The sequence below is a fragment of the Rhizobiaceae bacterium genome, from assembly GCA_023953845.1.
In the GTDB taxonomy this organism is placed as follows: domain Bacteria; phylum Pseudomonadota; class Alphaproteobacteria; order Rhizobiales; family Rhizobiaceae; genus Arvimicrobium.
The window spans coordinates 901,988-920,080 of the sequence record JAMLJC010000001.1; the positions used below are offsets into that span (position 1 = coordinate 901,988).

Annotated in this window: 29 protein-coding genes and 1 tRNA gene; 9 read left to right on the forward strand and 21 right to left on the reverse strand. The window is 65.6% G+C overall.

Going from position 1 to position 18,093, the window contains the following annotated elements:
• Window positions 1–21 precede the first annotated feature (21 nt).
• From M9955_04440 to M9955_04540, 21 genes are all read right to left on the reverse strand, one after another.
• Window positions 22–303: an HNH endonuclease gene (locus M9955_04440; GenBank protein ID MCO5080891.1), complete on the reverse strand. Its 282-nt coding sequence runs from the start codon at window positions 301–303 to the stop codon at window positions 22–24.
• A gap of 16 nt (window positions 304–319) precedes the next feature.
• A tRNA-Met gene (locus M9955_04445) sits at window positions 320–397 on the reverse strand.
• 138 nt (window positions 398–535) lie between these two features.
• The gene (locus tag M9955_04450; protein ID MCO5080892.1) at window positions 536–1,195 is read right to left on the reverse strand and encodes a hypothetical protein; all 660 of its coding nucleotides are present in this window, start codon (window positions 1,193–1,195) and stop codon (window positions 536–538) included.
• Window positions 1,164–2,384 carry a helix-turn-helix domain-containing protein gene (locus tag M9955_04455; GenBank protein ID MCO5080893.1) on the reverse strand — a complete coding sequence of 407 codons (1,221 nt, stop codon included), beginning with the start codon at window positions 2,382–2,384 and terminating at the stop codon, window positions 1,164–1,166. The genes M9955_04450 and M9955_04455 overlap by 32 nt, the downstream gene beginning before the upstream one ends.
• Window positions 2,385–2,535: 151 nt before the next feature.
• A complete protein-coding gene (locus tag M9955_04460) occupies window positions 2,536–4,554 on the reverse strand; it encodes a DNA cytosine methyltransferase (protein MCO5080894.1) in 2,019 nt (672 codons plus the stop codon).
• Window positions 4,551–4,766 (reverse strand): hypothetical protein, encoded by a 216-nt coding sequence (locus tag M9955_04465; protein ID MCO5080895.1) that lies wholly within the window; start codon window positions 4,764–4,766, stop codon window positions 4,551–4,553. Before M9955_04465 ends, M9955_04460 begins: the two co-directional genes overlap by 4 nt.
• Window positions 4,763–5,320: a hypothetical protein gene (locus tag M9955_04470; GenBank protein ID MCO5080896.1), complete on the reverse strand. Its 558-nt coding sequence runs from the start codon at window positions 5,318–5,320 to the stop codon at window positions 4,763–4,765. Before M9955_04470 ends, M9955_04465 begins: the two co-directional genes overlap by 4 nt.
• On the reverse strand, window positions 5,317–5,817 hold the full coding sequence (locus M9955_04475; protein ID MCO5080897.1) for a hypothetical protein: 501 nt from the start codon (window positions 5,815–5,817) through the stop codon (window positions 5,317–5,319). The genes M9955_04470 and M9955_04475 overlap by 4 nt, the downstream gene beginning before the upstream one ends.
• Window positions 5,817–6,065 carry a hypothetical protein gene (locus M9955_04480; protein MCO5080898.1) on the reverse strand — a complete coding sequence of 83 codons (249 nt, stop codon included), beginning with the start codon at window positions 6,063–6,065 and terminating at the stop codon, window positions 5,817–5,819. The genes M9955_04475 and M9955_04480 overlap by 1 nt, the downstream gene beginning before the upstream one ends.
• A complete protein-coding gene (locus M9955_04485; protein MCO5080899.1) occupies window positions 6,062–6,613 on the reverse strand; it encodes a phosphohydrolase in 552 nt (183 codons plus the stop codon). Before M9955_04485 ends, M9955_04480 begins: the two co-directional genes overlap by 4 nt.
• Window positions 6,610–7,011 (reverse strand): hypothetical protein, encoded by a 402-nt coding sequence (locus tag M9955_04490; GenBank protein MCO5080900.1) that lies wholly within the window; start codon window positions 7,009–7,011, stop codon window positions 6,610–6,612. Before M9955_04490 ends, M9955_04485 begins: the two co-directional genes overlap by 4 nt.
• A complete protein-coding gene (locus M9955_04495; protein ID MCO5080901.1) occupies window positions 7,004–7,384 on the reverse strand; it encodes a hypothetical protein in 381 nt (126 codons plus the stop codon). Before M9955_04495 ends, M9955_04490 begins: the two co-directional genes overlap by 8 nt.
• Window positions 7,381–8,910 (reverse strand): SAM-dependent methyltransferase, encoded by a 1,530-nt coding sequence (locus M9955_04500; GenBank protein ID MCO5080902.1) that lies wholly within the window; start codon window positions 8,908–8,910, stop codon window positions 7,381–7,383. The genes M9955_04495 and M9955_04500 overlap by 4 nt, the downstream gene beginning before the upstream one ends.
• A complete protein-coding gene (locus tag M9955_04505) occupies window positions 8,907–9,452 on the reverse strand; it encodes a hypothetical protein (protein MCO5080903.1) in 546 nt (181 codons plus the stop codon). Before M9955_04505 ends, M9955_04500 begins: the two co-directional genes overlap by 4 nt.
• Window positions 9,449–9,709, reverse strand: coding sequence for an HNH endonuclease (locus M9955_04510; protein MCO5080904.1), 261 nt, complete (start codon window positions 9,707–9,709; stop codon window positions 9,449–9,451). Before M9955_04510 ends, M9955_04505 begins: the two co-directional genes overlap by 4 nt.
• Entirely contained in the window at window positions 9,709–10,296 is a 588-nt protein-coding gene (locus M9955_04515; protein ID MCO5080905.1) for a hypothetical protein, read from the reverse strand. The genes M9955_04510 and M9955_04515 overlap by 1 nt, the downstream gene beginning before the upstream one ends.
• Complete coding sequence (locus tag M9955_04520; protein MCO5080906.1) at window positions 10,296–10,631, reverse strand: hypothetical protein; 336 nt, start codon at window positions 10,629–10,631, stop codon at window positions 10,296–10,298. The genes M9955_04515 and M9955_04520 overlap by 1 nt, the downstream gene beginning before the upstream one ends.
• Window positions 10,628–11,164, reverse strand: a complete 537-nt coding sequence (locus tag M9955_04525; protein ID MCO5080907.1) for a hypothetical protein — start codon at window positions 11,162–11,164, stop codon at window positions 10,628–10,630. The genes M9955_04520 and M9955_04525 overlap by 4 nt, the downstream gene beginning before the upstream one ends.
• Window positions 11,161–11,691 carry a GcrA family cell cycle regulator gene (locus tag M9955_04530; protein MCO5080908.1) on the reverse strand — a complete coding sequence of 177 codons (531 nt, stop codon included), beginning with the start codon at window positions 11,689–11,691 and terminating at the stop codon, window positions 11,161–11,163. The genes M9955_04525 and M9955_04530 overlap by 4 nt, the downstream gene beginning before the upstream one ends.
• A 61-nt stretch (window positions 11,692–11,752) precedes the next feature.
• Window positions 11,753–12,238, reverse strand: a complete 486-nt coding sequence (locus M9955_04535; protein ID MCO5080909.1) for a hypothetical protein — start codon at window positions 12,236–12,238, stop codon at window positions 11,753–11,755.
• A 262-nt stretch (window positions 12,239–12,500) separates the two neighbouring features.
• On the reverse strand, window positions 12,501–12,896 hold the full coding sequence (locus M9955_04540) for a hypothetical protein (protein ID MCO5080910.1): 396 nt from the start codon (window positions 12,894–12,896) through the stop codon (window positions 12,501–12,503).
• Between the two features lie 231 nt (window positions 12,897–13,127).
• Between M9955_04540 and M9955_04545 the strand changes: the two genes are divergently transcribed.
• The 9 genes from M9955_04545 to avd all read left to right on the forward strand — a co-directional run bounded on the left by M9955_04545 (window position 13,128) and on the right by avd (window position 17,927).
• Complete coding sequence (locus tag M9955_04545; protein MCO5080911.1) at window positions 13,128–13,829, forward strand: transcriptional regulator; 702 nt, start codon at window positions 13,128–13,130, stop codon at window positions 13,827–13,829.
• Window positions 13,830–13,889: 60 nt separating this feature from the next.
• Window positions 13,890–14,279, forward strand: coding sequence for a hypothetical protein (locus tag M9955_04550; protein MCO5080912.1), 390 nt, complete (start codon window positions 13,890–13,892; stop codon window positions 14,277–14,279).
• A gap of 81 nt (window positions 14,280–14,360) precedes the next feature.
• On the forward strand, window positions 14,361–14,552 hold the full coding sequence (locus M9955_04555) for a hypothetical protein (protein MCO5080913.1): 192 nt from the start codon (window positions 14,361–14,363) through the stop codon (window positions 14,550–14,552).
• A gap of 101 nt (window positions 14,553–14,653) precedes the next feature.
• The gene (locus M9955_04560) at window positions 14,654–14,875 is read left to right on the forward strand and encodes a hypothetical protein (protein MCO5080914.1); all 222 of its coding nucleotides are present in this window, start codon (window positions 14,654–14,656) and stop codon (window positions 14,873–14,875) included.
• Window positions 14,872–15,102 (forward strand): hypothetical protein, encoded by a 231-nt coding sequence (locus M9955_04565; protein ID MCO5080915.1) that lies wholly within the window; start codon window positions 14,872–14,874, stop codon window positions 15,100–15,102. Before M9955_04560 ends, M9955_04565 begins: the two co-directional genes overlap by 4 nt.
• The gene (locus tag M9955_04570) at window positions 15,099–15,485 is read left to right on the forward strand and encodes a hypothetical protein (protein ID MCO5080916.1); all 387 of its coding nucleotides are present in this window, start codon (window positions 15,099–15,101) and stop codon (window positions 15,483–15,485) included. The genes M9955_04565 and M9955_04570 overlap by 4 nt, the downstream gene beginning before the upstream one ends.
• Window positions 15,478–16,578, forward strand: coding sequence for a phage Gp37/Gp68 family protein (locus M9955_04575; GenBank protein MCO5080917.1), 1,101 nt, complete (start codon window positions 15,478–15,480; stop codon window positions 16,576–16,578). The genes M9955_04570 and M9955_04575 overlap by 8 nt, the downstream gene beginning before the upstream one ends.
• A 19-nt stretch (window positions 16,579–16,597) precedes the next feature.
• Window positions 16,598–17,533: a hypothetical protein gene (locus M9955_04580; protein MCO5080918.1), complete on the forward strand. Its 936-nt coding sequence runs from the start codon at window positions 16,598–16,600 to the stop codon at window positions 17,531–17,533.
• Between the two features lie 28 nt (window positions 17,534–17,561).
• Window positions 17,562–17,927, forward strand: coding sequence for a diversity-generating retroelement protein Avd (gene avd / locus M9955_04585; GenBank protein ID MCO5080919.1), 366 nt, complete (start codon window positions 17,562–17,564; stop codon window positions 17,925–17,927).
• Window positions 17,928–18,093: the final 166 nt, after the last annotated feature.

Genomic DNA, 18,093 nt, shown 5'->3' on the forward strand with positions numbered 1-18,093 from the left:
GACCCGCCCCCCCCTGGCCGGTCAGTACCAGACCCCGCGACGGTGCCTGCTCTCCTGCTCCTCGCGCTGCTTCTCGCCGTCGTGGCAGGGCTTGCAGAGGGTTTGCAGGTTGCTCTCCAACCAGAAGAGCCGTTCATCGCCGCGATGCGGCTTCACGTGATCGCATACGAGGTTCGACGTGTTGCCGTCGGCATGGCCGCAGCGCTTGCAGCGGTAGAGATCGCGGAGGAAGACCTCCAGCCTCAACGCCTGCCAGCGCGCGGTCTTGTACCAGCGCCGCCATGGCATGGTCTCTCTGCTCATGATGGCGACATCGGTTTGGTTGCGGGGAGCGGATTCGAACCGCCGACCTCCAGCTTATGAGGCTGACGAGCTACCGGGCTGCTCTACCCCGACATATTGAAATTTGAGGAATCTTCCCCATCGCGGACATGCTGACCACATAGGGTGGCAGTCTCTGTCCTGGGCCGGACGACGGAACCTACACGCTCACTGCGCAGCCCCGATACGATCCGAATGTTCTGAGGTGATTCCGCTATCGGAGTCTTTGCACCTGGTCAAGCGACAGACTGATCTCCACGCCGCGACCGAAGACAGGCACATCGACGACAAGTCGGCCACGATCGTCATCGGGACGCACGACCTCGCCGTGATGCCACGAGAAGGGGCCGTCCTTGATCATCACCCGATCCCCGATCAGGAATAGCGATGGCGCTTTCGATTTGCGATGCGGTCGCACGCGCGTGACCGCCATGATTTCCGCCATTTCCGGCTCGGCGAGACGCGATGGACGATCGTTAGTGGGCACCAGCCGGTCAACGCCAGCATAGGTCAGGATGCCTTCCCAGCACACTTCACCCGGAGCAAGCAGCACGAACACGTAACCCGGATACATCACCCGACGGACGATTCGATTGCCCTTTCCATTTGGATTCTTTTCCACAACTCTTTCGCGCGGACAGAACGCTCTCTGCCTGTCCTTGAGCATGCGCCATGCCACTTCCGTCTCGCTGCCGGGCCGCACCGACACGAGATACCAGAACGGGCCGCCTCTGATACCATCGGGCCTGCGGTCGCGCGCTTGCGCCCGGAGCCACCCGATCATCGCGATCTCGGACGACGAACGCGCAATATAGCGTTCGGATACCCAGCGGGGATTGCTATCACTCGGCCGCTTCACATGCACCGCCAGCATCCGGTTGACCCTCTTTTGCCGCTGCTATCGCCGCCTCGAATTCGCCCAACGCCGCCGGCCCGCCTGCCGGAAAGTAGATCACCGGCATGCGGCCGGGATCGGGAAGCCACGGCCAGCCCTGCCGCTCGAATTCGGCCCGCCATTCCGCCAGCAGCGGCGATCCGACCGGCACCGGCTCCATCAGCGCGCCGAGCGCCACCTCGTCCGGTTTAGGCGCGGTAACGCCGACGCCGCGCGTCTCCGCCGCCGCGTCCATGGCGTTGACCTTCGGCCAGCCCATGCGCCGCCGCTTCTCGCGCTCGGTGCGTTCGCGATCCAACGCGCCTTCGGCGATGGCGCGTTCCTCCCACGGCTTCAGCGGCGTCGCCGCCTTCGGCCCGGTCGCCAGATCGGCCATGCGGATCGCGCCCCATACCGGCCCGAAGGCCGGCGCATAGACAGGCTTCTCCGGATCGGCCTTCGGTTCGGGGACTTCCGTCCACAGCCTTTGCCCGAAATAGGTCGACGGCGCCGGCACATGGCTCTTGCGCTGCGCCTTCAGCAGCGCCAGCCAGTGCGGGAAGAGCCTCGCCGCCTCGGCGCGATCCTCTGCGGACAGCGAGCGCCAGACGCGGAGCGCCGGTTCCTTCGGCATGCCGGCGAAGCCCGGCCAGTCCTTCAGCAGCGCCCAGCCGTCGGCATCGATCTTTTTCGGGTCTTCCGTTTCCTCGCGCTCGCGCCCTCTCTCTCTGGAGGGGTCTATGGAGGAGTCTGGAGGGGTTGGGTGACAAAGCTTGTCACCCTTTTCCGTCTCCGGTGTCACCCTTACCGCGTCGTCGGTGTCACCCTTTTCGCCTTCGTCTAAGGGTGACACCGTGTCACCCTTATTTTCGGCGTCATCACAGAGCGCCGCCCAGCCTTCCCTGCCGAGGCGCTGCAGCAGGTCGATGTCGAGCGCATATTCGTTCGTCGAGCGCGGCCCCTTGCCGCCCTCGCGAACAAGACGGATCAGCCCGACGTCGAGAAACGCCTTCAGCTCGCGCTGGACCTGCCTCGTCGAGCATTGCGCCGCGCGCGCGACGGTCGACATCGCCGGGAAGATGCGGCTGCCGTCATCCTCGCAGGCGTCGATGAGCTTGAGCAGCACGAGCTTGCGCACGCAGGTGCCCATGTCGGCGCGAAAGCCTATTCCGAGGAGGAACGCGCTCATGTGGCGCACCTTCCGGCAATATCTGCCGGTAGGAATGCGGCTGTCCGCCGGCAATTGGCGGATATCGGCAGAACCCTACCGGCAAAATTTGCCGGTAGGCTGACGCAAGAGCCCAGCCGCTGCTCTTTCGTCCATGCGGATGCGCGCCAGCTCATTCCGCCACCTCCCGGTACGCGGCCAGATGGCCGCAATTGGCCGCGACAAGGGCGGCGGCGAGCGGCGGGCAGATGGAATTGCCGCAGCAGGCGATCTGGTCGGATTTCGACAGCGGCCGTCCGTCATGCTCGACGTCGATGACATAGTCTGGCGGGAAGCCCTGCGCGGAAAACAGCTCGCGCGGGGTCAGCATGCGCATGCCGATGTCGACGATGGTCCAGAACTCGCCGTCCAGGTCGACCGTGACGAACTCGCGCTCGTCCCAGAATCCGTGTCCACGCAGGAAGGCAGCCACCTCTCGCGCCCGGTCGAGCTGCGCGCCGGTCAACGGAGGCGGCTGAAGCTCACCCTCGCACAAGCCGAGGCGATCCTTCACGGTGATGGTCCGCGACGGCTCGTCTGCGCGCTGCCCGTCGCCCGTGCCGTAGTATGTCTGGAAGAAGGGCGCGACGACGCAAAGCCCCGCGCCGCCCGCCGTCACCGTATGCGTCGGCTCGTCCGCTCCGTTGAACGGCTTCGCGGCGTTGCGCATGGTTATCAGGTGCGGCACGATGACCGCGGATTTGTTCACGTCGGCCGTCGCCGTATGCGCCGGCTCGTCCATTCCATGTCCGACCGACTGCCCGAACTGGCGCAACATGAAGGCCGAGACGAGGGCCTGCTGCGGCGCCTGCGTGATGGTGGAGATCGGCTCCTCGGCCGGACGACCGGGATTGACCCCGCCAACGCGACGCGAATCGTTGTTGTGCTGCGCCAGAAACGCCGCCGTGACACAGACGTCGGCCTTGGCCGTCATCGTGGCGACTGGCTCGTCGCCGCCGCGCGGGCGGCTCTGCCCTGCCCTTCCCCCGCAGCCGACAAGCGACGGGACGACAACTGCATGCTTGACGCCACCGGCAACCACAGTGCCGAGAGGCTTTTCTATATCGAGCGCGCGAGGCGCCTGTCCTTCCCGCTCGCCATATCCGGTTTGTATCAGCGACGGCGCGATCACCGCGTGATTGATGCCGCCAGCCGTGACGACTGATAGCGGATCATCAATCGAGCGATGGCCTTTGCCCCAGCGCTTCACACCCGATGGCGAGACTTCGCCATGCGTCAGGTTGACGAGAAACGGCCGCTTCGCGTCCAGCACGTAGCGCTTCACTCCGCGCGCGACCCGGCTCATCGTGGCGGATGCCAGAGGCCGCACGGCGCGCAGGCCATGTCTGGCGAACACTTCGTCCGACGTGTCGAAGATCGACGGGCATGGCAATGACCAGTCGATGATCTCGGCAGCCGTGCGATACGGCTTCAGACCCTGCAAATCCTTCAGTGTCAGGCCATGGCCTTTGGCCCATGCGGTAACGATGCCATCGCTATTCACGCGCAATGGCGCATGCGTCGGCTTCGGCCACACGATCTTCTGGCCGTCGCAGCGGGCGACGAGGAAGAGCCGCTTGCGGATCGTCGGCGCGCCGTAGTCGCAGGCGCGCAACTCGCGATGCTCAAGCCGGTATCCGAGCTTCCGCAGCTGCTTCGCCCATTTGGCGAAGGTCGCGCCGCGCTTGTCCGGATCGGGCATCAGCACCACTTTGCCGCCGCGCTCCTCCTCGCGCAGCGGCCCCCAGTCGCTGAATTCCTCGACGTTTTCGAGCAGGATCACGTCGGGCCGCACGCGCTCGGCCCACAGCACGACGACCCAGGCGAGATCGCGGATGTTGCGCTCCACCGGCTTGCCGCCCTTGGCCTTGGAGAAGTGCTTGCAGTCGGGCGAGAACCAGGCGAGGCCGACATGCCGGCCCTTCACGTAGTCGAGCGGGTCGACCTGCCAGACGTTTTCCGAAAGGTGCAGTGTGTCGGGATGGTTGGCCGCATGCAGGGCGAGCGCCGCCGGATTGTGGTTGATGGCGATGTCCGGCGAGCGGCCGAGCGCCATCTCGATGCCGGTCGAGGCTCCGCCGCCCCCGGCGAAGCTGTCGACGATCATCGGCGGAAAATCGGCCTGCGATTCGAATGGAAACAGGCCGTTCATGCCGCACCCGTTGCCGCTGGCCGCGACCTGTCGGCACATCGCATCTGCGCCAGAGCGCGGCGCAAGGCCTCATGCGCCTCCGCTTCGGCGCATTCCGTGGCGACGATCACGTTGGCATAGGTGATCGCGAGCACCGCCAGCGCCAATTTCGGATCGTCGGGAAGCAGGTCAACAATGCCATCCGACAGGAATTTGACTTCTTCCGGCTTCATCCCGCCCTCTTCCAGTTCTCGAACTCCGCCATGAGGCTTTTCCAGCGCGCCGCGGCGGCGTCGCCGTCGTTGAATTCCCGCCGGCTGGTCACGCCGCAGAGCGAACGCACCTTTTGCGCCGCGCGCCCTTCGGTGAGCGGCGGCTCCAGCCCGTGCCGGTCGGCGAGGAAGCGCAGGAAGGCCGGTGACGCGCATTGCATCGCGGCCTGCGCCGCATAGTCCTTGCCGCGAAGGCCGTGGCGATCCTTCGTCTCGCGCGAGGAATCCGCGTCGCCGGTCTCACGGTCTTCGGCCGGCGCGCGCAGGCGGCGCACGGTGTCGGTGGCGCGGTCGACCAGCGCCAGAAGGAAGCGCACCATGTCCGGTGCAGCCGCAAGGAAACGACGCTCCGCATCGCTCGCGATGGGATGGATGCGGCAGATCGGCACGATCTCGCCCATATCGCCCATCGCCTCGACGAACTCGCCGTCGGCATCGGCGGCGCGCTGCCACTTTCCGGGCGCGATGGCGGCAAGGTCGGTGCGGATGGCGGCGAGTTGCTGACCGTCCGTCATTCGCCCCTCGCCAGATCGTGCCATGCGACATGCCCCGCAGCGGTCATGCGACAGGCGCGCAGCTTGCCCCGTCCGGCCGCCACGTCCCGCTCGATCATCCTGAAGCGGACGAGGGCGGCGACCGCGTTGCCGACCGCGCTATGCCCGCGCCCGGTCAGCAGGGAGAGCTTGTCCAGCGACAGCCGGCACACGCCGTCCGCCTCCGTGTTCTCGCCGACGAGGAAGAGGACCGCCGCCTGGTTGTGCGTCAGCGTCTCGCCACCCGCCGTGATGCGCCCCTGCCCCGGCCGAGCTTCCCCGCGCATGGCGTCCAGCATGTCGTCGGCGAGACCGTGCGCCTCCACATAGTCGACCAGCGCCACGATCATTGCTTCCGTATGTTCGCGGCGCTCCGCCGCCAGCATGCGCAGGCGGCCCGACAGCGTCATCGGGAAGCTGACATGCACGCGCGCCGGGCGATCGGGCGGCGCGGATGACGGTTTTCGCAGGGCCGACATCAGTCCGGCTCCACGCCGAGCGCGGAAAGCTGGCTGATGATCTGCCGCTCGCGCTGTTGCAGGCTGCCGACAATGTCGCGCCTCAGGCCGTCGACATATTTCGCCGACAGGTGGAGCGCGCTGGCGTCACTCCCCTCGCCGACGACGAGGGAGATCGCCGCGCCGGATTCGAGCCGCCCGAGCATGCCGCGCGTCGTGGCAAGCTGTTCGAGCAGACGCTGTGCGCTGCCGAGATCGGAGGCTTTCATGCGAACAGCCTCTCGAACGCGACGATGAAGGCGTTTTCCGCATCTCGCGGCGACAGGAGCTTCAGCTGGAGGCCGAGCGGTTCAGGAGGGTCGATCCATGCCGCCTCGCAGGCGGAAAGGTTGCGGCGCTCGTCGCCGATGATGCGGAAATCCGCTTCGGCGACCTCGTCCGGCATGTCGGGCGGTAGGCCGAAGCGCTCGCAGACGGCGGCCATCACCCGCGTCTCTATCTCGCGATAGTTGGCGAGATCGCCCTTCACCGGTCGCGGTATGTCGACGAGGTAAGCCTCGCTCGCGTCATGCAGCAACGCCCAGCGCTTGAACGGATCGGCCACATGCTCCGCGAGCAGCACGCTGTGCTCGGCGACCGAGTAGAAGTTCACACAGTGGCCGGCGTAGCGGCACTGGAGCGAGAGCGCGTGCGCGATATCCTCGACATGGATGTCTTCCGGGCGTGGGTCGAGAGGCCAGAAACGGCGGCCGGTGAATGTCTGCATCCACTGCCCGGCGCGCGCCGGGATGAGCACGGATCGGCTCGGTTCCGTCATGGCTGGTTCCTTTCGGCCGAAGGCCGCAAGCCCGACCGGGCGTCGCGGCTCATGCCGCGCCCCGCCGGAGCGGCTGGAGGCGAAGCCTCCGGTGCGCCGCGTGAGGTTGACGATTCTGTTTCACGGGTGACAGGCACTGTAACCATCTGTTTCAGAATGGTTTTTCGTGTCACGCGCCGTTTGTGTTTCACCATCAGGAAGGCGAAGGGGTCGAGGCCCGCCATCTGGCAGAGCAGCAGCATGTTGCCGGACGACAGCGGCTTGCCGTTGCGGGCGCGGCTGATCATGGCCTTGTCGGTGTCCGGCCACTTCTGCACGGCCCGGTCGGCCGTGTAGCCGATGGCCGACAGGCGGGCCTCGAAGGCTTCGGCGAAGGCGTCGTGATCGAAGTCAGCCATCGGCGCGCTCCTGTCCGCCATGGGTGAGCAGGACGCCGTAGTCGCCCGGAACATGGCCGAGCACGCCCCACAGGCGGGCGCGTGGCACCGGCGACAGCAGCCGCCCCATCCATGCGAATTCCATCTCGGCATGGGTCACGCGGGCGAGCTTTCGCCATATGGCTTTCTCGCGCTTCGCCGTGGCCTGAAAGCCGCAGCAGGCCGGATGCTTTCCCTTCTGCGCGCCTTCGGCGTCGCGGTTCTCATGCGCGAAATGCGCCCGCGCGCGCAGGAACAACGACAGCATGGCGGGGGAGAAGTCAGGGCGCGTCAGGCAATCGCCCAGAATAAGCCGGCAGTCGCCGATGGTGACCTCTTTGCGGATCGGGCTCATGCGGCCACCGCCAGTCCGGCGCGGCCGAGAAAGCCGCGCCATTCCTTCGTCAGCGCCTTTTTTCCGGCCTCGACGGTGCGCGCGTGCTTGTGCGGCGGCGCCGCGCTTCTGCCAAGCCAGAAGCACCATGTGCACCGCCCCGTGTCCCCGTCCGGAAACACCGCGCCGAGTTCGATCTCTCCGGATTTTGCGAGCAGACGGCCGCCTTCATAAGGCTGATGCCATGTGATCGGGAATGAGAAGGTTGCGGCACTCTCTCCGCCCGGCGCGTCCATTCTCTCAGACGTTGCAGATGCCGTCCGGCCGGCATCGACCCTACTCGCCTCTCCCGCCATGCTGTCGGTCGGAACCTCGCTGTCCGATCCAGTCGCACCGTTGTCCTCGGAGGCTTTCGCCTGGGGTTCCAGCGGCCCGCAGGGAGCCGTGTTCTCGAATGTCTTCCAGTCGACGCGCAGCAGCAGCGTGTCGCGCTTGCCGCCGGCATCGTAGCTGTCGGTAGCCTCGTCCAGTTCCCAGACGAACCATGCACAGTTCATCCGGCTGGAGGCCTCCGGCCCGTCCCATCCGTCGCGGTGCATCATCGGCAGACGGCGCGTGAACACGATCACGCGGCAGGGCGGATGCTCGTCCATGGCGAAGCAGCGATCGGGATCGTCGAAGCCGGCGAGGAAATTGAGGTTGAGCAGCAGCGCCATTTTTCGCGGGCGATGCACACGCAGCGCATGCGCGACGAAAGCGTTGAGCGTTCCGCCATAGGGCGGATTGGTGACGATATCGGGCCTGTCCGGACGCGCCTCGGTCGTGAGGAAATCAGCGACGTCCTGGCACTCGCCGTGCTTCGTCGCCGTGCCGTAGTCGACAAGATCGGAGAGCGAGACGTCGTAGCCCGCAGCTTCCATCTCGCGCGAGATCGCGCCCCTGCCGCAGGCCGGTTCCCAGACGTTCGGCGCGAAGCGCATCCATGCCAGAAGCACGCGCATCGCCTCCGGCGGCGTCTCGTAGAGATTGTGGCCGCGCTCTTCCTTCGTCGCGGTCGCGGTGCCGACGGCGGCGCGCAGGTTCGCGCGGCTGGGCTCCAGCCCCGCGGCAAGCCGCGCCGCTATGGCGCGCTCGACGATCCCCGGCTCGCGGCGCTCGGCATCGCGCAGCTTGCGGGCTTCGTGGATGTCCTTGTGGGAGAGGCCGATATCGGCGGCGCCGGGCAATTCTTCTGTTCTGGAAGAATTGGGGTTCCCCGTTTTCTTGATCTCGCCCCTTTCCTGCGCCGCGTCGTACTCATCGGCCAGCCGCACCTTTGCCTGCGTCTCGATCCAGAGAGCATCGCCCTGCAACTGATGCGCCTTGCCGATAAGCTCGGTTCCGGCCTGAAACCGCTTCGCGAAGCTGGCCGCCGCCTTCGCCTGATCGTACGCGCCGGAGGCAAGCATGCGCGCCGCCATCACATCGCCTTCCGTCAGCAGGCCGCGGGCGCGCTCAACGACGAGCGCGATGTCCGCCTGCTTCCGCATGACGGCGGGCGCATTCATTTGCGGCACCGGGCAATGAGTTCATCGAGGATCGCCAGTTCGACATTCCATGCGTCGGAAACGTCCTGTGATGCTCGCCACGACCGCCAGGTCTTCGCGCGAATCTCCTGAAGCGCAGTGAGATTTTCGGCCAGTTCCTCGCGCGGCACGTGGCGGCCAAGCGCTTCGACCCAATACACCTCGCTTGGGAGATGCTTCCTCAGTTCCTCGGTGGAGAGACCGACGATTCTGTCGCCGAGCAGATCCCCGACATGGCCGCTGCGGGCGAACGCTTCGACATCCTTTTGACGACGCTCTCGCTCGATGATGTCCGCAGATTTGCCGCCCAGTTTTCGTGGGGACACCGCTAATCGTTCGAACGCGAATTTGATCGCCTCGACGCATTCCGGGTCCGGGATGGATTCGATCAGTTCATCCCAGCCGCGATCGTGGAGTACGCGGTCGACTTTTTCACGGGCAGTCTCGCCGCGCGCAGCAATGAAATCATTGAATATCTGCTGGCCCAGCAAGCCATAGTCATGTGGGTCGACATGTACTGTCATTTCCGGCGTCTCCATTTGGCATTTTCGCTGCGCCGCTTCTTCCCGCCGTGGCAGGGCACGCACAGCACCTGAAGGTTCGCCATGCTCAGCCGAGCCGCCCAGGCGACACGGGCCGGCACAATATGGTCGACATGAAATGGACGGTCGGTCCGCCCGCAGAGCGCGCATCGGCGACCCTTGAGGTACAGCGCGGCACCCTTCAGATCGCGCCAGGCGGCCGAGCCGTAAAATCTACGAAGCGTACCGCGCGACAGCATCAGTTCTGCGCCTCCCGTACCGCCCGCTGCCACAGTTCTTCGGGAATGCTGGCCTTCTGGCGTTCGAGCCAGTCGCGCGTCTCCGCCTCGCCCTCGTCGGCGATGCGGTTTGCGATATCCTCGACGACGTCGTCGGGATCGATCGCCACGCGGTCGGCAAAGGTCAGGCATTCCTCACAGACAACCTCGCCGGCGACGACGCGCGCGCCGGCGTCGCGATGGGTTTCGTAGCCGCAGCGCTCGCAGTGGTGGCCTAAACCGATGTCGAGCCAGTCGGCGGGACTGATCCTGGTCAGGGAGTCCCACTGCTCGACGCGCTCGACGAAATCGGGATCGAAGACCGGTGCGTCCTCGTCATCGCCCCAGCGCGACCAGACCCACTCGCGGAACGCCTCTTCCGGCGACGAGGCCCTGATCGCCTGCCAGTCCCATTCGCCCGGCGTGCCGACGGCATAGGCAAGCATGTCCGGCTTCGTCGAGAGGTCGACACCGGCAGCGACAGGGGCGGCAGCGTTCAGCGACGCGGGCATGGCCGCGGCGAGCGCCGTGGCCGAGGCGGAGAGCAGGAAAGCGCGGCGGGAGAGCATCAGTTCTGTGCCTCCGCCAGCCGGCGGCGGCACGGGTCGATCGCCGCGCTCACCTCGTCGATCTCGCGCAATTGCTCGCGCGCGGCGGCTATCCGTTCGTCGCGATCAGCCTCGGCCGCCCGCACCGCCCTTGCGCAATCCGTGCGCGCCGCCGCGATCTCGGCTTCCCATTGCAGCCGGCCATCGGTCAGCCGGGCATGCAGCGCGTCGAGGTTCTGTCGCGTGTTGACCCGCGCCCATTTGCCGGAGAGTTTCTTTTCAACAGCCGCATCGGCCGCCAGATCGAGATCGGCCGGATCGAGGGCGATCCCGGCCGTATCCTGTTCGAGGCTCATGAATTCCTCCGTTTCGGGCAGATGTCGCGGTGGTTGGTCATCCACATTTCGAGCGAGCTGACCGGCTTGCCGATGCGGGCGGCGATGGCCTTCGCCGTCAGTCCCTCCGCCCACAGTTTCCCGATCAGCGCGGCCGGAAAGTCCGGACGCCCGCCGGACGGCGGGCTTTGTGCGCCAGTCGTCGACGCCGGCGCGGCCGCGGCGGAGGGCGCGCGGCCAGCCGACGCCTGCCTCCATGCGTCGAGGATGCGTACAACGCGCGGTTCCGGCACGCCGGTCGCCTTGCTGATCGCGGCGGTGCTGCCCTGTCCGGCGAGCGCGAAGACGAGCCGCACCTGATCGTCCAGTTCGGCGTCGGCCGAAGGCTCGGCCCTCTCCTGCCCGACCCTCGCGGCAAAGCCCGCTTCGAACAGCAGCTTGGCGTAGCCCGTTGTCGAGACGCCCATCTCCGTCGCCCGCTTCGCCAGCGCGGCATGCGTCCGCGCCGTGACGCGGATGCCGATCTGCATGTTTTCCTGAAGCTTGAAGGTCATGCGATCCTCCGCTGCCGGAAGATGTCGCCGCGACGCATCGCCTCCGAGACGACGCCATTGAAAGCGCGGGCGGTATGGTGCGGGCAGTATGGAGAACCGGGCGCTATCGCATGCCCGCAGAACAGATGCTCCTCGCCCGGGGCGGCGTCGTTCACGGCGAAGCGGCAGTCATGCCGGTCGAGATCGACCAGCGGCAGCCGGCGCGAGCCGGCGTCATAGGCGGCGAAGTTTACGAAGGGTTTCGGCTCCGGCAGCGAAAACGCCTTCGGCGGCGCCGGCAATGCTTTCGGGTTCGGATCGCGGATCTTCGGCGCAGCCGCCTTGCGCACCCGCGCCGCGACCACCTTCTGCACCTTGCCGCGTCCGTCCTTCGGCGAGCGCGCGGCGGGGCCGGGGCGCTTCGCCGCGAACCCGATCCGCGAAAGGTCCGCATCGCGATGGATCACCCCGATGATGGCGTTCCGCGAGACATAACGAAACTTCTGGCAGAACTCCCGCGCGATGCGGCTGGCGGAAAGGCCGTCCATCAGCCATCCGCCGATCGCCGCCCGCTCGATCTCCGAATAGGCCGAATTCGGGTGTGCCATATCAGCCGGCCCCCACGACCTTGAGTGGTCCGCCGACCTGGACGGCGACAAGCGAGTCCTTGATGACCGGCATGATCCGCTCGGCGTTCGCCAGCAGGTCGAGCAGCCGGGTTGCTTCCGCAATGGTGAGCACGCCGTCGGACTTCGCCCGCGCCACCTCCACGACCAGCCGGCCGACATGCTCGACCAGCTCGGCCGCATGCATGGAGAGCGAGCCGGCGACGGTCTCTCGCGCGGGAGCGCCGGAGATCTCGCAGCCGAGGAAATCCACCATGGCGAGCGAAACCACCGGCCTGCGCACATAGCCCTCAACGCGCATCGCCTCCGGCAGCGACATGAGGTCCGGCGCGTCGGCGTCGCCCCATCGGTAGACGACGGATTTTGACTTGTTGGTGATGTCCATCACCTTGCCGACGCCGGCCTCGGCCACCAGTTCGGCCTGCGCGTTGCGCAGCTTGCGCTCGACGCGCTCCGTGAATTCGATCATCGAGGCCTCCTCTCAAGGCGCAAAAGCATTCCCGCGCCGGGAAATCCGGCGTCGTTTTCCCGTGGCGGGAAAAGGTCTGGCGATTCACTGTGCGGCGGTCACTTTCCTCACGGGGGACCGCATGGAAAACGAAAGAAACGGCCGAAGGCCGCAAGCCCTGCCGCGCCGCCGCAGGCGTGCAATCGAAAAGGCAGGCGTCGGGCCTTGTGGCCCGCCCACCCGGAGCGCCAGCGAGCAGCGCGAGCGATGCGGCGCGCGAGGCTCATGTGACACTTGCTCCCTTGAAACGGCTGAGCCCGGCGCGCTGGCGGAACTCCATCGCCAGTTCCGGATCGAGGTCGAGCGCCGTGGCGAGCACCTGCAGGCCGAGGCCGTCCGCATAGCAGGCGATGGCCCGGCGCAGCGCCTCGCCGACGCCGATCTGTTCGGCCGCCGCGGCCATGCGCAGCGTCAGCAGCAGATCTGCCGACAGCGTGACGTCGAAGGTGGCCGGCGAATCGGCGGAATGGACGGCCGGCGGCGCGGAGGAGTTGTCGCCGCCGGCCGTGTCCCGTCCGCAGGGGATCGTTGCGGCAGCAGGGACTTCGGGGAAAAGACGATGCGCCAGCGCGGCGCGTTGCGCGGAATGCTGGAAACGGGAGGCGGCGCGGACGCTCATGCGGCGGCTCCTGCTGAAGACGATAATCTTCGGTGCGCGAGCCACGCGTATGTCACGCCGGTAATTCCACGGCGTTCCGCCGCATGGATAACAGCCTGCCAGTGCTCCGGAGCGATCTTTCCGCGGCGACGCATCTGCCGCGCCGCCTCGTAACCGCACCCAACATCAGCAGCGAACTCGACGATTGTCGGCCACGCGTCAATGAGGTCAGTTATGGAGCATGGTTCTGTCATGGCGACGATTTCGTACAATACGTACGACGTCGGGTCAAGCCAACATCGTACACCTTGGACGATGGAAATCGGCCAAAATGTACGAATGAGACAGCAACCGAGAGAGCGGCTTCAATTAGCAAGAGCCAAGGCCGGCTTCAAGAATCCGGCTGATGCGTCGCGCGCCTTCCGCGACATCAATCAAAACACGCTGACGAGCCATGAAAATGGCAATCGGACCATATCTCGCAAGGCTGCCGAAAAATACGCTCGGCATTTCGGCGTCGAAGCCGGTTGGATTCTCTACGGCGACAGGAGCGATTTGGAATTTCCTGGCCTCTATCGTATCCCGGTGCTTTCATGGGTCAGCGCAAGCAATCTTCGGGAGCAGCCAGGCGTCACAGCCGCCGACATTGAGCGATGGGTGCAGGTGGCCGACCTGCCGGCGGGAGACTGGATAGCGCTTGGTGTGGACGGCGATTCGATGAATCGGGTCGCTCCGGACGGATCGACCATTATAGTCAATCGCGCAGATGATAGACTATTGGACGGCAGATACTATGTGTTCCAACAGGGCGGCGGTGCAGCGACTTTCAAGCGCTACAAGCGCAATCCCGAGATGATGCAACCCTTCTCCACAAACCCAGACCACATGTCGATTGCAATTGCAGATGACCTGTACGTCTTCGGTCGTGTTCGCAGAGTTATCACCGACCTCTAGTAAATATGGACACCCGGTAGAGTTGATTTACACTCCCGAGCGGAAGCTTGGGAGGGCATCATGGATTATCTCGATCTCGATCTATTAATCGAAGACACGCTTGTCGTGGGCGTACAGCACCACATTGAGAATTGTCGTGACTTCTACGAGGCAGCGATGGAGGCGGCCTCGTTTGATCTGCTTGAAGAGCACATCGGCATCCGGCTTCAGCGTGATCCGGGCAACGCCTTCGACAGCTACGCCATCAAGGTGCTTGGCAAGTGGATTCAGCCAGACGGGCGCAAGAAGTCCGCCTTGCTGGGCTATCTCTCAAAGGGCATGGCGTGGAAAGTTGGTCAGGAGACAGATGAGGAAGATCGGCTGTATGGCGAATTCTGCTCGATCGAACCACACCCCGACTATGGGTACGACCTTCGGATTAACGTTTATGTAAAGTACGACTTTCAATAGCAATCGTACAAAACGTACTTGACCTGAAATCGTACATCTTGTACGAAAACGCCCATCGCAATCCCGCGATGGAGCTGAACCATGTCACATCCTTTCCGGAAGCCGGCCACCGTCGAGCGGATGGCCGCCGTCATGCTCGACATCCGCGCCACGGGCCGGGTCGTCGACGAGGATGCCCTCGCCAATGAGGGTTTTACCGGGGCCGAGATCGAGGCCTTCGCCCGCCGCGCCCGCGACATCGCCAACGCCCGCGCCGTCCGTCAGGTCGCGTGAGGCTCGCCGGCCATGCGCGACCTTATCCACGACACCGCAGCGTTCGCCGCCCTGATGGCGTGCCTCGCCGGCAGCGCCCTTCTGCTGATGGCGCTGGCGACATGACGAACGACAACCGCCGCCCCGAAACTCTCGATCCCCGCGAGGCGATCCACGCAAAACCGTGGCCGGATGGATCGAACGCCTTCGACGACGAGCCGGAGCTTCTGCCGCTCGCCGCCCGGCCGATGTTCAGCCTGATCGAACTCGTGCTGCTCAGCTGCATGATCGGCATCCTGCTCGTCACGCTTTACATCGGCCTCGTCTGGGCGGTGCGCCCATGACCCCCGCCGAAAAGCACAACGAGCTTGCGCACGACTTCGTCATGAAAGTCGTGCGCGAGACGAAGAGCCATTCCGAGCTGATGGTCGTCGTCGAGAGCGCCGTCCTGTCCGCGATGCTCGTTTCCCGCAAGGTCTACAGCCTTCCTCCGGCTGGCTGCGTCGAGATGATCGAGATGGCGATCCAGCAGGCGACGGCCCGGTTCTCCGCGATAGAGACGCGTTCATGAGCCAGAAGTCATTCCCAACAGCCGCGGTGCTATCGGTCGTTACCGGCAGTCTGCTCTGCGATATCGGCCAGGTCTATGAAGTCCTGAACTTCATGACCGGCGAGAGCGTCTACACGCATCAGTTGCCGCGCATTTCCCGCGAAGCCACACCCGTTCTTCTCGCTCGCCGTCCGGAGTTGCAAGCCGCCATCGACGAAGCGGATCAGGTCAATCCTGAGAACTGGCAAGCATGGCTGGCAACCTGGGTGGAACGCTATGGCGAAACGATGGCCGTGCCCCGCATGACCATCGGCCAGCACGAGCGTATCGATCCACTCTCAGAACTGGCCGAGAAGGTCCATCCCAGCCGCATCATTGTCGTTCAGGGGCGCGGCAATGGCTGACCACACGCATATCGAATGGTGCGATTCAACGTGGCAGCCCATCACCGGCTGTTCGGTCGTCTCGCCCGGATGCACGAACTGCTACGCCATGCGGCTTGCCGGCACACGGTTGCGGCACCATCCGAGCCGCGCCGGCCTCACCCGAGATTCTAACGCCGGCCCGGTCTGGACCGGCGAGGTTCGCCTCAACGAGCAATGGCTCGACCAGCCACTGCGCTGGAAACGTCCGCGCAGGATCTTCGTCTGCGCCCATGGCGATCTCTTTGCCGAAGGCGTGCCCGACGAATGGATCGACCAGGTCTTCGCGGTTATGGCGCTCGCACCGCAGCACACATTTCAAGTGCTGACGAAGCGCGCCGACCGGATGCGCAAGTATGTTGAAGGCGCTTTCGAGCGTCGCGAAGCCCTTGGCGACCTGATGGGCACCGTTGGAGGATCAGAGCGGGAAGGCTGGTACGCTCCGGAATGCGACGGCCGCCGCGGCTGGGTTGGAATGCACCTGCCACTTCCCAACGTCTGGCTCGGCGTCTCGGCCGAGGATCAGAAGCGCGCTAACGAACGCATCCCCCACCTGCTCGCAACGCCGGCGGCCGTGCGCTTCGTCTCGGCCGAGCCGCTGTTGGGGCCGATCGACTTCATGGACATTCCGTGGCCATCAGATCGGCCGAGATTCCCAGAGATAGACGATATCTCGGACGGGCGGAGCTCATTGCATCCTATCGCAGGCTCAAAGCTCGATTGGATCATCGTCGGCGGCGAAAGCGGCCCCGTCGCGCGGCCGATGCACCCGGCATGGGTTTGCTCGATCCGCGACCAGTGCGCGGCAGCCGGCACGGCGTTTTTCTTCAAGCAGTGGGGCGCATGGTTGCCATGGCACCACTTCATGAGCGCCTACATCGCCGACGATCCGGAGCAGACGCGCTTCTCGACCATGGAATGGGATGACGGTCGCTGGCGGGATGTCGGCCGGCCCCAATGGTGCGACGAGGCCGACGGTAACATCGACGGAACACAGTGCGTCGCCCTCGTCGGCAAATCCCGCGCCGGCCGCCTGCTCGACGGCATCGAGCACAGCGCCTTTCCCCACATCTGATCCAACCACGGAGACTCCCATGCTCACCGCAGCAGCCAGACCCGATTCCGCTCCCGTTCTCACAAAAAAGAACCTTGATGCGCCTGCCTTCGTCGTCACCGGACGGGCATCGCTCGCCTTGCAGGACGATATCACCATTGCCGGCACGCTCTTCGCGGCCGGAACGGCGATCACGCTGCCCGCCGGCGAGCACAGGCCCGGCTCGGACTTCGGTATCTTCGTCGACGGCGGCACGCTGATCGCCCTGCCCGACACGCGCGATACGAACGCCGCCGTTCCCGGCCCGCTGGAAAACGGCCTCGTCCAGATCGGCGGCTTCCACTTCGCGCCGGGCGGCAATGCGACGGCGCGATCTGGCGGCGACGACATCCCGGCCATCAATCCGTTCTCCATCTGGGACCTGTCGTTCCGTCCAGCCTGTCCGGACCCGCGCGGCATGTTTGTCGTCAGCCTTCCCGATGGCAGCCGCTCGTGGATCGACATCTACAAGCTCGGCGTCGATCATCTGAAGGACGGCACCAGCCGCTGCGGCGTCACCATCGCCGACGGCGAGAGCCTGCCCGGCCGCATCGGCGGCAACGGCAAGGTGGCGCGTCTGGATTTTCCGACGGCGCAGGAGATCCTTGGCCATCACGGCAAGCAGCTGCTCACCTATGACGAGTTCCGCGTCGCGGCCTTCGGCGTGACGGAAAAGACCGCGGCCGGGAAAGACCCGAAGATCACGGCCCTCGACGCGCCGCGCACCAGCCGTTTCGGCATGATGCAGGCGACGGGCAATCTCTGGGACTGGGGAACCGACGGCGATCCGGACAACCCACGCGCGTCGATCTTCGGCGGGTGCTGGTGGAGCGGCGACGACGCCGGCTCCCGCTGCGCGGATCTCGACGCCTGGCCGGGCCTCTCGGACGGGCTCATTTCCGCGCGCGGCCGCTGCGGCCACATGCGGCCTGCATAGGCCGCGCGAAAGCGCGGGCTGACCCGACATGATCAGGGACGCTCACATGCACGCGCCGGGGCTGGCGATCGTTGAGAAGTACGAGCAGACGATCGCCTATCTCTATCCGGTCATCCAGCGATTTCCGCGCCGGCACGGCGTGGCGCGCGACGCGTTCCTGAATGTCCTGTTCGATCAGGTCACCCTGCTCCATCAGGCGGCCAAGTCGGGCCAGCCCTCGAAACTCTACGCGGCGGACGCGAACCTCGCGACGCTGCGCTTCTGGTTGCGCTTCACGGCGGGTCCAGCCGTCCGGGCCATCACGCCGCGCCAGCACAAGGCCGCGCAGGCCCTTGTGGCCGAGACCGGCGCCATGCTCGGACAGTGGATCAAGACCGCGAAGGGCAAGGGATGAACGGGGTAGAGATGCCACGCGCGTCGATCTTCGGCGGTAACTGGTGGAACGGCGACAACGCCGGCTCCCGCTACGCGAATCTCGACAACTGGCCGGACAACTCGGACAGGAACATTTCCGCGCGCGGCCGCTGCGACGATCCTTTTCCGGCGCGGCCGAGGTCACG

Bases quoted from the DNA above. Each gene is read 5' to 3' on its own strand.
- M9955_04440 (MCO5080891.1), bottom strand. From the start codon at position 303: ATGAGCAGAGAGACCATGCCATGGCGGCGCTGGTACAAGACCGCGCGC.
- M9955_04450 (MCO5080892.1), bottom strand. From the start codon at position 1,195: ATGCTGGCGGTGCATGTGAAGCGGCCGAGTGATAGCAATCCCCGCTGG.
- M9955_04455 (MCO5080893.1), bottom strand. From the start codon at position 2,384: ATGAGCGCGTTCCTCCTCGGAATAGGCTTTCGCGCCGACATGGGCACC.
- M9955_04460 (MCO5080894.1), bottom strand. From the start codon at position 4,554: ATGAACGGCCTGTTTCCATTCGAATCGCAGGCCGATTTTCCGCCGATG.
- M9955_04465 (MCO5080895.1), bottom strand. From the start codon at position 4,766: ATGAAGCCGGAAGAAGTCAAATTCCTGTCGGATGGCATTGTTGACCTG.
- M9955_04470 (MCO5080896.1), bottom strand. From the start codon at position 5,320: ATGACGGACGGTCAGCAACTCGCCGCCATCCGCACCGACCTTGCCGCC.
- M9955_04475 (MCO5080897.1), bottom strand. From the start codon at position 5,817: ATGTCGGCCCTGCGAAAACCGTCATCCGCGCCGCCCGATCGCCCGGCG.
- M9955_04480 (MCO5080898.1), bottom strand. From the start codon at position 6,065: ATGAAAGCCTCCGATCTCGGCAGCGCACAGCGTCTGCTCGAACAGCTT.
- M9955_04485 (MCO5080899.1), bottom strand. From the start codon at position 6,613: ATGACGGAACCGAGCCGATCCGTGCTCATCCCGGCGCGCGCCGGGCAG.
- M9955_04490 (MCO5080900.1), bottom strand. From the start codon at position 7,011: ATGGCTGACTTCGATCACGACGCCTTCGCCGAAGCCTTCGAGGCCCGC.
- M9955_04495 (MCO5080901.1), bottom strand. From the start codon at position 7,384: ATGAGCCCGATCCGCAAAGAGGTCACCATCGGCGACTGCCGGCTTATT.
- M9955_04500 (MCO5080902.1), bottom strand. From the start codon at position 8,910: ATGAATGCGCCCGCCGTCATGCGGAAGCAGGCGGACATCGCGCTCGTC.
- M9955_04505 (MCO5080903.1), bottom strand. From the start codon at position 9,452: ATGACAGTACATGTCGACCCACATGACTATGGCTTGCTGGGCCAGCAG.
- M9955_04510 (MCO5080904.1), bottom strand. From the start codon at position 9,709: ATGCTGTCGCGCGGTACGCTTCGTAGATTTTACGGCTCGGCCGCCTGG.
- M9955_04515 (MCO5080905.1), bottom strand. From the start codon at position 10,296: ATGCTCTCCCGCCGCGCTTTCCTGCTCTCCGCCTCGGCCACGGCGCTC.
- M9955_04520 (MCO5080906.1), bottom strand. From the start codon at position 10,631: ATGAGCCTCGAACAGGATACGGCCGGGATCGCCCTCGATCCGGCCGAT.
- M9955_04525 (MCO5080907.1), bottom strand. From the start codon at position 11,164: ATGACCTTCAAGCTTCAGGAAAACATGCAGATCGGCATCCGCGTCACG.
- M9955_04530 (MCO5080908.1), bottom strand. From the start codon at position 11,691: ATGGACGGCCTTTCCGCCAGCCGCATCGCGCGGGAGTTCTGCCAGAAG.
- M9955_04535 (MCO5080909.1), bottom strand. From the start codon at position 12,238: ATGATCGAATTCACGGAGCGCGTCGAGCGCAAGCTGCGCAACGCGCAG.
- M9955_04540 (MCO5080910.1), bottom strand. From the start codon at position 12,896: ATGAGCGTCCGCGCCGCCTCCCGTTTCCAGCATTCCGCGCAACGCGCC.
- M9955_04545 (MCO5080911.1), top strand. From the start codon at position 13,128: ATGGCGACGATTTCGTACAATACGTACGACGTCGGGTCAAGCCAACAT.
- M9955_04550 (MCO5080912.1), top strand. From the start codon at position 13,890: ATGGATTATCTCGATCTCGATCTATTAATCGAAGACACGCTTGTCGTG.
- M9955_04555 (MCO5080913.1), top strand. From the start codon at position 14,361: ATGTCACATCCTTTCCGGAAGCCGGCCACCGTCGAGCGGATGGCCGCC.
- M9955_04560 (MCO5080914.1), top strand. From the start codon at position 14,654: ATGACGAACGACAACCGCCGCCCCGAAACTCTCGATCCCCGCGAGGCG.
- M9955_04565 (MCO5080915.1), top strand. From the start codon at position 14,872: ATGACCCCCGCCGAAAAGCACAACGAGCTTGCGCACGACTTCGTCATG.
- M9955_04570 (MCO5080916.1), top strand. From the start codon at position 15,099: ATGAGCCAGAAGTCATTCCCAACAGCCGCGGTGCTATCGGTCGTTACC.
- M9955_04575 (MCO5080917.1), top strand. From the start codon at position 15,478: ATGGCTGACCACACGCATATCGAATGGTGCGATTCAACGTGGCAGCCC.
- M9955_04580 (MCO5080918.1), top strand. From the start codon at position 16,598: ATGCTCACCGCAGCAGCCAGACCCGATTCCGCTCCCGTTCTCACAAAA.
- avd (MCO5080919.1), top strand. From the start codon at position 17,562: ATGATCAGGGACGCTCACATGCACGCGCCGGGGCTGGCGATCGTTGAG.